The 10,142-nt window shown below is 60.0% G+C and carries 10 protein-coding genes; 5 read left to right on the top strand and 5 right to left on the bottom strand.

Translation table 11 applies throughout. The annotated features are described in order from the left end of the window. Window positions 1-215 precede the first annotated feature (215 nt). Together ACVOLR_RS19360 and ACVOLR_RS19355 are read right to left on the bottom strand one after the other, a co-directional pair. On the bottom strand, window positions 216-956 hold the full coding sequence (locus ACVOLR_RS19360; RefSeq protein WP_481537884.1) for a hypothetical protein: 741 nt from the start codon (window positions 954-956) through the stop codon (window positions 216-218). A gap of 763 nt (window positions 957-1,719) precedes the next feature. Next, a complete protein-coding gene (locus ACVOLR_RS19355) occupies window positions 1,720-1,980 on the bottom strand; it encodes a hypothetical protein (RefSeq protein ID WP_481537885.1) in 261 nt (86 codons plus the stop codon). Here ACVOLR_RS19355 and ACVOLR_RS19350 point away from each other — a divergent pair. Beyond that, window positions 1,943-2,206: a TFIIB-type zinc ribbon-containing protein gene (locus tag ACVOLR_RS19350; protein ID WP_481537883.1), complete on the top strand. Its 264-nt coding sequence runs from the start codon at window positions 1,943-1,945 to the stop codon at window positions 2,204-2,206. The genes ACVOLR_RS19355 and ACVOLR_RS19350 overlap by 38 nt on opposite strands. A gap of 238 nt (window positions 2,207-2,444) precedes the next feature. Further along, window positions 2,445-3,836 (top strand): type II toxin-antitoxin system HipA family toxin YjjJ, encoded by a 1,392-nt coding sequence (gene yjjJ / locus ACVOLR_RS19345; RefSeq protein WP_481537882.1) that lies wholly within the window; start codon window positions 2,445-2,447, stop codon window positions 3,834-3,836. 68 nt (window positions 3,837-3,904) lie between these two features. Here the strand turns inward: yjjJ and ACVOLR_RS19340 are convergent, their stop codons facing one another. Further along, window positions 3,905-4,351: a winged helix-turn-helix transcriptional regulator gene (locus ACVOLR_RS19340; protein ID WP_481537881.1), complete on the bottom strand. Its 447-nt coding sequence runs from the start codon at window positions 4,349-4,351 to the stop codon at window positions 3,905-3,907. A 96-nt stretch (window positions 4,352-4,447) separates the two neighbouring features. On the opposite strand from ACVOLR_RS19340, the gene ACVOLR_RS19335 reads away from it, so the two are divergent. After that, window positions 4,448-5,686, top strand: coding sequence for an MFS transporter (locus tag ACVOLR_RS19335; protein WP_481537880.1), 1,239 nt, complete (start codon window positions 4,448-4,450; stop codon window positions 5,684-5,686). Between the two features lie 115 nt (window positions 5,687-5,801). Here the strand turns inward: ACVOLR_RS19335 and ACVOLR_RS19330 are convergent, their stop codons facing one another. After that, window positions 5,802-6,383: an ester cyclase gene (locus tag ACVOLR_RS19330; protein ID WP_481537879.1), complete on the bottom strand. Its 582-nt coding sequence runs from the start codon at window positions 6,381-6,383 to the stop codon at window positions 5,802-5,804. A 292-nt stretch (window positions 6,384-6,675) separates the two neighbouring features. Here ACVOLR_RS19330 and ACVOLR_RS19325 point away from each other — a divergent pair, with 292 nt between their 5' ends. Next, window positions 6,676-7,350: a hypothetical protein gene (locus ACVOLR_RS19325; protein WP_481537878.1), complete on the top strand. Its 675-nt coding sequence runs from the start codon at window positions 6,676-6,678 to the stop codon at window positions 7,348-7,350. Window positions 7,351-7,380: 30 nt separating this feature from the next. Then, entirely contained in the window at window positions 7,381-8,517 is a 1,137-nt protein-coding gene (locus tag ACVOLR_RS19320; RefSeq protein WP_481537877.1) for a hypothetical protein, read from the top strand. 175 nt (window positions 8,518-8,692) lie between these two features. Here the strand turns inward: ACVOLR_RS19320 and ACVOLR_RS19315 are convergent, their stop codons facing one another. Then, complete coding sequence (locus ACVOLR_RS19315) at window positions 8,693-9,811, bottom strand: alkene reductase (RefSeq protein WP_481537876.1); 1,119 nt, start codon at window positions 9,809-9,811, stop codon at window positions 8,693-8,695. Window positions 9,812-10,142 lie beyond the last annotated feature (331 nt).

Here is a 10,142-nt window from a genome sequence, read left to right as displayed (position 1 = left end):
AGCAGCCTGACCGCCTCGCGCTTGAACTCTGCACTGAAACGTTGGTTTGCCATGGATCACCTCCGCGGTTGACCCTATTCTGGGGTGTCCATGGAGCCGGGGCCATTCCAGAGTCGGATTTACACTCTGACCCCTTTCTGCTTTTAATGGAGCCGACAGTCGCGTGTTGGCCAAGGCCCTTTGGATCATCCGCAAGAATGATCAGCAGTACAGGACTATCTCCAGATCTCGGTTGTGATGTAGCTGTAGTCTCTGTTGTTGCAGGCCTCTATGGTTGCAGTCCCGTCGTGCATGCCGAGCGACAGCGATCTCGTGCCGCAGGTGACAGCACGAGATGCCCAAAGCCATCTTTGGTGGTGAGCAGATTCGCCCAGGCTGCAGCCAGGAAGAAAGTTGGCGTTCCAAGTGACAATGGAACCACTGACCCCTTCCCACTCCGCGTCCGCATGGACGGCGAATCCACCCGGATCTCCGCGATAGACGGAGCCAGGGCCATCCATGACGATGCTCATGGTTGCATCGCAGAAGGCGCGTGAGGCGCTGGTGGAGGATTTGCTGCTGGATCCCGTTGTATTTGGCCGCGGGCCGCTTCCACCGCAGGAAAGCAGCGTTTGTGTCTCCTTGGTAAGAATTGATACCCCGGTGCGGGCTACTTGTCCTCCATATCTGGCGCAGTACTTGTCGAGTTTGGAGAGTGCATCCTCGGATTGGCGGGATGCGTCCAGCTCCAGTTTTCCGTCGGCCTCCACGGTATGTATGAGCTCCACGTAATCACCCGTATACAGGCGATATGTTCGCAATAGAACTGCCGATGTCCTTGTCAATGAGACATCGCGTGAAGTCGACTCCGACACCAGGGTGAAAGAATCCGCGATGTGTCGCTGCCCATGTTGCGCTGCGGATGCTTGGGCAATGGAGAACGCGAGGGCTAAAGAAATTCCGATCTTGAAATTCAACCTACTCTCTCCTTGAGCTGCTGATTCGAGTCTTATGAAGGTGTGCTGGTGCGCCCTTGTAGGTGTATTGAGCAAGCATCCCGAGTCCGGATGGACGCAAGAACGCCACCGGAAAGTTGATGCGCGCTGTCGTCACGCAATGAGACACAGCCGGCTTCCTACTGTGATCGAGGACAGGGGGCGAGAACAGGCGGTACAGTCGGATTCTCGCTCTGATTCCGCTTCATTTCTGTGTAGTGAAAACCTGAAAGCCAGCAAAAACCGGAGTCAAGGTCGGGTTTTGCGACTCGCATCTTCGCTCACTGTTCCAGTGAGTTGAAAGGTGAGTCGAACGGGGTCAGGTTCACTTCCGAGCCGGTAATTTGAACTGTGTATCTGCCCTTTGAGGCGATGCGGCCAAGCCGTAGGGAGTAGTCGCAATGACGATGAAAACCGGGGTCAGAGTCGGGTTTCCGCTCTGGCCTTTTGAATTGCTGCCAGTGACGTAGTCCGCGTGTCGGACTGAAAAACCGGGGTCAGAGTCGAGTTTCCCGAACATGCGCTCTGTTCAGTAGAGCGGCCCTGACTCTGCGAGCTGATTGGTGCTGTTCTACAAGGTGCAAGCACGCAGGCAGGCGCTTTTGCGCTCGTAACATGAACGCTTCGCTTTCGAAATCACGCCGGTGGAACATCACCGTGGCACTATTCTCGAGCGACATGATTTGCCGCTGTGAATGGCAAGAAGGAGGTGTCTCAGTTGAGCGGGATGCACGCTCTCTTCTTCTCAGATGAGCGGCAATCTGATCATTGTGTAGTCGCAGGAATGATCAGAACTTTGCTGCTCCCAATCGCTGGACAAAGCCATTTCACCGAGCAGCCTGGCTGAAGCGTTGAAGGGCTGCGTGACGTCCTTGAGACCTCCGGTACGCGGTTGCCAATCGTCGCCGGCATTGATCTGCAGCTGCGCCGTACCACTGTTTTCACTTATGCCCCGAAAGGAAGAAATGATGAAGTGCCCCATCTGCACGGACGTGAATTTGACCATGTCGGACCGGCAAGGAATTGAAATCGACTACTGCCCACAATGCCGCGGGGTTTGGCTGGACCGGGGTGAGCTGGACAAATTGATTGAGCGATCCGTTGCCGATGCGCCCCAGGCCCGTGCACCGGAGCCGCGCAACGTCAGCCCGCCTCAATACGATTCGCGTGACAGTGGCTATTACAAGCACAGGAAGAAGAAAGGCCTGCTCGGCGAGCTTTTCGACTTCTAGCTGGAAAACCGGGGTCAGAGTTGGGTTTCCGCTCTGGCCTTGGTTCGTTAGGTGGTCTTGGGTTTCCCCAGATTAACTGGATCTGCAGCAGAGAGCGCGCAGTATCGGGATTAAATCGTAAAAAAATAAACCGGTCATGGCGTTCAAGTTCTGAACAATATGCACTTAAATCAGTGTATTGCAGTGCCAATTGTCATCTAGTATCGTTTCTTGAATCGTAAAGAAATGAGCGTTGATCATGGCCCGTCCTTCCTCCGCTAGCGTCCTGCAGCTGCTTGATCTGCTTCAGAGCGGCGATCCGGTGCCGGCCGGCGAGTTGGTCGAAAAGCTCGCCGTCTCCCGTCCCGTGTTGTCGCGGTTGGTAGCCGAAGCCGGTGATCAGGTACGCCGTGTTGGCAAGGCACGCGCCACGGCCTACGTGGCTACAGCTCTGGTCCGGCCAAACACCTGGCCGCTTTACCGGATGAGCCCGGACGCCATCATGGAAGAGCTGGGCACCTTGCATGCGCTGCGTGGAGACGGCTTCCTTTTTGAACCTACGGGCGATCATCCGAACCTCATGCGCCAAGTGGATGGCCCGGCGGGCTACTTCCCGGGGCTGCCCTGGTTTCTGGATGACCTGCGCCCGCAAGGCTTCCTCGGCCGTTCCATGGCGCATCGATTGGGCCGGGCATTGGGTGTGCCGGTGGACCTGAAGAGCTGGCAGTCGCGCGACAACCTGCTCGGCATCCTGCATGGCGGCACCAGTATCGGTGACCTGCTGTTGGGGCAGGCCGCCATCGACCGTGCGCTGCTGGATGTGGATGCGCCAGCGGACCGGGTGGACATGGACAGCCGGCACGAGGTCTACGCCACGCGCGCCAAGGAGGCCCTCGATGGCGAGGACGCGGGCTCATCTCCAGGCGGTGAGCAGCCCAAGTTCACTGCCACCGTGGTTACCGCTACTGGTCGTTACGCTGCATTGGTCAAGTTCGCGCTGCCATCGCAGAGCCCGCTGGGCGCACGTTGGGCAGATCTGCTTACCTGCGAACACCTGGCACTGACCACGCTGCGCGAGGCAGGCTTTCAGGCTGCCCGCACGCAGTTGCTGCGCAGCGACGAGCATGTATTCCTTGAAGTGGAAAGGTTTGATCGCACTGCGGACATATTGGGTAGGCGCGGCTTCGTTTCGCTGTTGGCGCTGGATGCGGCTTTCATTGGTGAAGGGCCGCGCGACTGGGGTCTAGCCGGGGAGCAGCTCGTTGGCGAGCGATTGATCAGCCGCGATACCGCCGAGAACATGGCACGTCTGCATTGGTTTGGCAGGTTCATCGGCAATACCGACATGCATCTCGGCAACATCGGTTTCCACCTGATCGACAGCGGCCCGCTCCCCCTGTGCCCGGCTTACGACATGTTGCCGATGTATATGGCCCCATCGGCGCAAACCGGAAATGTTCGTGCACTCGCACCGATAAGCATCAATGCGCCAAGCCGGGCCGGGCAAGTGGCATTCGTTGTGTGGGCCGCACAGTTGGCTGTGCAGTTCTGGCAGCGGGTAGCGGAATCAGAGGTTGCCCCGGACATTCAGGCCGTGGCGCAGCAGAACATCGACGTAGTCAGCCGCTACGCCCAGCGCTTCGGTAGCTGAAAGAAAACCGGGGTCAGAGTCGAGTTTTTTATGTTGCGTAGTTGGCGATGCGAAGTGCATCCACGCCATCAACTCAACTTGCGTACCCGAGTATCCGCAGGTGCCAACAGCACTCCATCCGAACCCTGCAGGCGCATCAACGGAACCGGCTTGCCGGTACGGTTGTCGAGCAGTTGTGAGTGACGTTCGCCGCGTTGGTAGAGATGCTGTTCGCCCCACTGGCGCAGCGCAACCAGAATGGGGAACAGGCTCTCGCCCTTGGACGTGAGCACGTACTCCTGATAAGCCGTGCCGTCCGATGCGGCATGCAGCTGCAGGATGTCTGTGTCCACCAGCTTGCGCAGGCGGTCGGTGAGGATGTTGCGGGCCACGCCCAGGCCGCGCTGAAAGTCACCAAAGCGACGCACACCATCGAATGCGTCGCGCAGGATCAACAGTGACCAGCGGTCGCCGACAAGGTCGAGGCTGCGTGCCACGGGGCAAGGGGACTCGTTTTCTGGGCTGCGGCGGGACATGGCGGCTCCTGTGGATGCGCTCATTGTAGTTGCGTTTTAAAACCACTGTCCGTTAGCATTTATCTAGTTGCACTTTGCAACTAGATTGGATCTGGCATGAATCTGCCGTTGCAAGCACCCACGCCATGCAGCGAGGCCATCGCAACTCCTTCGTGCACGTCGATGCGCGCAGGTCTGGTATGGCTGTTCGCGATCGCCAGCGGGCTGTGTGTGGCCAATGTGTATTACGCGCAGCCCTTGTTGGACCTGCTGGCGGCATCACTGGGCATCAGTCTGGCCGCTGTCGGCAGCGTGGTGACTGCAACCCAGATTGGTAGTGCCTTGGCCTTGCTGCTGCTCGTGCCATTGGGCGACAGGTTGGAGCGGCGTCGCTTGATGCTGACCCAGCTGCTGGTCTTGGTGGTCGCGCTGCTGTGGGTGGCATGGGCGCAGTCGCCGTGGCTGTTGTTGGTGGGCATGTTGGTGATTGGACTGCTCGGCACTGCGATGACGCAGGGGCTGATCGCTTATGCCGCAAGTGCCGCTGGCGACAACGAACGTGGGCGGGTGGTCGGTGCCGCGCAGGCGGGAGTGTTCATTGGCTTGCTGATGGCGCGGGTGGTCGCTGGCGGTGTCGCCGACCTAGGTGGCTGGCGTAGCGTCTATGTCGTTTCCGCACTGGTGATGTTGCTGCTGGCAGGCTTCCTCTATCGCAGGCTCCCGCGTTTGCCCGCGATCGCGGAGACAATGAGTTACTTGCAGCTGATTGCTTCCATGGCTCGGCTATTGCGCCAGGATCGGGTGCTGCAGATCCGTGGAATGTTGGCATTGCTGATGTTCGCGGCGTTCAACATCTTTTGGAGCGCGCTGGTGTTGCCGCTGAGTGCGCCGCCTTATGGCTACTCACATACGGTTATTGGTGCATTCGGGTTGGTCGGCGTGATCGGTGCGCTGGGTGCCACTGGGGCGGGCCGATGGGTCGATCGCGGGCGAGGTCAAACCGTTACTGCGATGGCCTTGCTGGTGTTGCTGCTGGCCTGGTGGCCGCTGTCGTTGATGCCGCAGTCACTGTGGGCGCTGGCCGCTGGTATCGTCCTGCTGGATCTGGGCGGGCAGGCACTGCACGTCAGCAACCAGAGCATGATTCTCCGCGAGCAGTCACAGGCACACAGCCGACTGGTCGGGCTATACATGCTGTTCTATGCGGTCGGTAGCGGAGTGGGTGCGATTGCCACCACGGCTACGTATGCTCGGGCTGGCTGGAGTGGTGTCTGCATGCTTGGCGCAGCGACCTGTGGCGCTGCCGGGGTGTTCTGGCTTGTCACTCGACGCTACATGCCTGAGCAGCTGCAGTAGCGAGAAGCTTCACTCGATAGGTGGATGCAGTGGCCCGGGCGCGCGACGCCTACCCGGGCCACAACACCGATGCTTCCGTGCATAAGTCGGCATGTTGGACTGAGTGGTATCGACCTCAGTTGCCAACACCGATCTGCTTCATGAAAGCGGCGTTGTCCCAGTACAGGAATTCCTCCGTCATCTGCCCTTGTGCATTCCAGTGCCCAATGGTGACCATCGGCAGGCGGTACTTCTTGTTCGTGGGCTGGATAACGGTGCCGTCGCCCAGCACCATGGGTTTGCTGAAGGTGCCTTCGATGAAGCCAGCGACGGCTGTCCACTCGGCATTTGCTGAGCCGAAGCGCACAGGGTGCTCGGTGATCCGGTTGTCAGGTGCGAAGGTCCACATGAAGTCGAGTTCCTTGATGTGGTCAGGCAGGCCGGTGGTGGTGTGGCCGTCCGGGTAGTGCACGACGATGTCCTTGGCGTGGCTCAGGTGCAGATCGTCCCATTGCTGCTTTGTGTAGACGCGGAAATCCAGGTCATCGAAGGTGGCGAGGTTCCTGGCCAGGGCCGACGGCATTCCCTGCACTGCGGGTGTTGCTTCGCCCACCTTGCTGGCGGGCCAGCTGTTGGTTGGTGGCTCCGCGGCATGTGCGGTCACAATCGTGGTGAGTGCAACGGAAACAGCGGATGCGATTCGTTTAACGGCATTCATTGAACGGCTCCGGCAAGGTGTGTGCTGAGGTAACGACGTTCGTTGTGTTCCAACCACTGCCGCAAAAAGTCGACCGGCCAGGCTGGAAGCAGAGGAAGAATGAGCCGCACCTGGTTTTGAGTGTGTGAAGCGGGCGCGGTGCTGGATTTCGCCTCATCGCCACTTCAAGTATCGGGATGGATGCCAGCCAGCCCCCCATTCAATTTCAGGACCCAGAAGCTACAATCGGCCGATTCCCACTGCGTGACCGGGAACTACATGGATGCAACGAACTGATTGCTTGGGGTGGAACATGAAAGTCCGGATTCTTGGAGTGTCGTTGCTTGTCGGCTTGCTGCTGGGGTGCAAGCAGATGCCGGCAGGTGAAGCTGAGGGCATTGCTGCTGCAGCCACGGTGGCCGAGTCGCCCGTCAAGGCCGGTGCAGATCCTGTTGGGGAGATCGTGGACACGGAGTCCTCGCCTTATGAAGAGGGCGACCCCGAGGGTGATGCCTCGACACCGGCGGCTTCCGATCACGAACCCAGCTGCGAGGAGAACCCGCTGGCGACGCACTTCTTTACCCTTGTGGGCGGCAATACCGTGGACAACTGCGGACGTGCCGATCCCAAGGTGACTGCAGCATTCGATGAGCTACTGAAAGAGGCCGCACAGGGCGACATCGCCGATCCGCATGTCCCACCGCAGCGCGAACGGCTGCTCAGTGGCCCCAGCGCACCCGGTATGCCAAAGACCCTGGGTAGCGAGACATGGTGGTTCTACACGGCTTGCCAGGCGCACCAATGCGACACGCAGCAGCTGGCGATGCTTTACCAGCCGCAGCACGCCAGGATGGTTGGTCGTCTGGTGTCGCGCTGCAGGGTGTGGTGGTTGGGTAGCCCGACAGCCGAACAGCGTGCGCTTATCGATGAAATCAAGCCGGTGGATCCTGCGCTGCTAAGTGATGAGCCCTGCGACGAAGAGCTCTGAGTTCGGCTGCAACCACCGGAGCGCCGCATCATGAAGTCGCCATCCTTGCTGTTCTTTGTGCTGATACAGGGCGCTGGCAGCGCCCTTGCCGCCGCGCCTGACCAACAGAGAGAAGCCGGAAATGACGCTCTGTACTCGGTCGCGTTCTTCCTGGTGTTGTTCATCCTGATTGCTTGGCTGGCAACCCAGCTTTCACGGGGGAAAAAGCCGAAGCAAGCGCCGGCGCTGCCACGTGTTCCGGTGCGAATGCATTGGTATGACGGTACCCAGCTGCCAATCGCTGACTGGGAGCGGATTGATGAGGACGCGCCGACGCTGATGGATGCCGAGGCCGTGCATATCCATCGCACCTCGGCGGCGAAGGAGTGGCTGGAGGCGCTGAACCATCAGCTTGGCGAGCACTATCGGATCACCGAGTCCACTGACTTCCTGTTGCTTTCAAACCTGATGGATCGGCCTGGCGAGGTCTTCCTCGCCAGCTGCCAGCGCCTGCTGTCGCGTATCAATCGCAGTTTGGGCGAGCTTGCCGTCGCACAGAACCAGGGCAAGCACGTGGTGATGGTGTTTGCAGACGAGGAGGATTATTACGCCTACGTCTCGCACTACTATCCGGATGGCGGCGAATACGCGATGTCCTCGGGCATGTTCATCAAGGCGGGATACGGACACTTCGTGATGCCCTTGGAGATCCTTGATTCGATGGAGCCGGTGATCGCCCATGAGCTCACGCATTGCCTGCTGCAACACCTGCCGATTCCGGCGTGGTTGAACGAAGGCCTGGCGGTGAACACCGAGCACACCTTGTATCCACATCTGGCGGCTCCTGGCGCACAGATGTACTTCCCGCATGAGATTGCTGCGCAACATGCGGCTTACTGGAACGAAGAGAGCATCCAGGCGTTCTGGTCGGGGAAGTCATTTCTGGCTGCGGACGATGGCAACCGGCTCTCCTACGATCTGGCCAAGAAGATCACCGCGCTGGCGGCAGGCGATGAGCGTGCATTCCGCAAGTTCGTGGCCGCCGCGCAGATGAGCGACGGCGGTTTGGCAGCGGAGCAGCACCTGGGGTATCCCATCCAGAACCTGCTCGAGGCGGTACTGGGTGAAGGTGAGTGGACACCGCGGCCGGAGTCGTGGAAGCAGGGTGTGGAACGGGGGCAGTTCTAGGTTGGCTGGATAACCGGCCAAGCAATCGCACAAGGTGATGCACGCTTTGTAGGAGCGACGTCAGTCGCGAAGCTGGGTATCGTTGCGCGCCCGTGCACCATGCAATTGCATGGACTTGGCGGCCTTTGGATTTCCGGCTTCGCGGCTTACGCCGCTCCTACAGAAAGAGGGCGGATCAGGCTGCGGCGTTGTACGGTGGGTAGTCGATGTAGCCCTTGCTGGTGCCCCCGTAGAACGTGGTCGGATCTGCCTTGGCCAGCGGGTGGCCGTGACGTAGGCGCTCGACCAGATCCGGGTTGCTGATGAACGGTACGCCGAAGCCGGCCATGTCGATCAAACCCTCATCTATCAACGTCTCCGCTGATTCGCGGTCCAGTCCGCCGGCCAGGATCAAGGTAGTTTCCGGGAGCTTGCCGCGGATGGTCTTGAGCAGGTTGTTGAAGCCGGCTTGGCTTGGCGCGCTGCTTGAGTAGCCGGCCTGGTTCATCAGGTGCACGAAGCTCAGCTTGCGCTTGCCGATGGCGTCGGCGAGCGCGGTGTAGGTTTCATCGGTCTCCGGGTAGGCCGGCATGTCGAAAATGTTGCCGTACGGCGAAAGGCGTATGCCGGTGCGGTCCGCACCGATGCGCGCGACGATGGCGTCGATCACTTCCAGGGTGAAGCGGATGCGGTTCTCCAGCGTGGCCGCCGAGTACTGATCGCTGCGGTCATTGACCAGTGGGTTGAGGAACTGCTCGTGCAGGTAGCCGTTGGCGCCATGGATTTCCACGCCGTCAAAACCTGCATCAATCGCGTTCTGCGCGGCCTGCGCAAAGTCGTTGACCACGCGCGCGACTTCCTCGGTGCTCAGCTGGCGCGGCGCGGGTGCATCGACCATGCCTGGCTGACCTTCTTCGTTGTAGCCGAAGGCTTTGGCGTTCGCAGGCTGCTTGCTGCTGGCGCTGACCGGCGTGCGGCCGTCGTGCTGGATCGAGGGATGCGACATGCGGCCGACGTGCCACAGCTGGGCAACGATCTTGCCGCCCAGCGCGTGCACCGAGTTGGTGGTCAGGCGCCAGCCTTCGATCTGCTCGGGAGTGTAGATGCCGGGGTTGAAAAGATATCCCTGGCCTTCGCGCGAGATCGGCGTGCCTTCGCTGACGATCAGACCAGCGGTGGCGCGCTGCGCGTAATAGAGTGCAACGCGCTCGTCGGCGATATCGTTGGGGGCGCGTGCACGGGTCATGGGCGCCATGGCGATGCGGTTGGAGAGGGTGGTTCCAGCAAGATTGTACGTTTCGAAAAGCGAAGTCATTCCGGTGTTCCAAGGAAAGCGATAGGGGAGTGCATGGCCTGATAGCAGCGCATGAGGGCTGCGGCCGGGTAGGTGCCAAGCCGCTGACCCTGAAGACATGGGCATGGGCATGTGTGCTCACAACGCGCTGAGATGGAAAGCAGAGTTGCGGCTTGCGGAATGCTCCGGGTGTGGGCCGGAATCGAGGTGCCAGCAGAAATTTGATTGCCAGATGAGGCGATCCTCGTCTTTTGTGGGAGCGGGGGGGAGCGCCGCCCCTCCAAGCGCGAAAGGCCCGCACACACAGGGGTTGCTAGAGATATGATATTGGGGTTTTGGCGCGCTATCGGCG

This window comes from Stenotrophomonas sp. STEN030 (assembly GCF_056759995.1).
Note: the sequence above shows the minus strand (reverse complement) of the source record. Positions and strands in the feature narration are given on the sequence as shown.

Excerpts from the sequence above, each read along its gene's own strand:
- ACVOLR_RS19325 (WP_481537878.1), top strand. The coding sequence starts at position 6,676 with ATGAAAGTCCGGATTCTTGGAGTGTCGTTGCTTGTCGGCTTGCTGCTG.
- yjjJ (WP_481537882.1), top strand. The coding sequence starts at position 2,445 with ATGGCCCGTCCTTCCTCCGCTAGCGTCCTGCAGCTGCTTGATCTGCTT.
- ACVOLR_RS19350 (WP_481537883.1), top strand. The coding sequence starts at position 1,943 with ATGAAGTGCCCCATCTGCACGGACGTGAATTTGACCATGTCGGACCGG.
- ACVOLR_RS19340 (WP_481537881.1), bottom strand. The coding sequence starts at position 4,351 with ATGTCCCGCCGCAGCCCAGAAAACGAGTCCCCTTGCCCCGTGGCACGC.
- ACVOLR_RS19315 (WP_481537876.1), bottom strand. The coding sequence starts at position 9,811 with ATGACTTCGCTTTTCGAAACGTACAATCTTGCTGGAACCACCCTCTCC.
- ACVOLR_RS19335 (WP_481537880.1), top strand. The coding sequence starts at position 4,448 with ATGAATCTGCCGTTGCAAGCACCCACGCCATGCAGCGAGGCCATCGCA.
- ACVOLR_RS19320 (WP_481537877.1), top strand. The coding sequence starts at position 7,381 with ATGAAGTCGCCATCCTTGCTGTTCTTTGTGCTGATACAGGGCGCTGGC.
- ACVOLR_RS19355 (WP_481537885.1), bottom strand. The coding sequence starts at position 1,980 with ATGGTCAAATTCACGTCCGTGCAGATGGGGCACTTCATCATTTCTTCC.
- ACVOLR_RS19330 (WP_481537879.1), bottom strand. The coding sequence starts at position 6,383 with ATGAATGCCGTTAAACGAATCGCATCCGCTGTTTCCGTTGCACTCACC.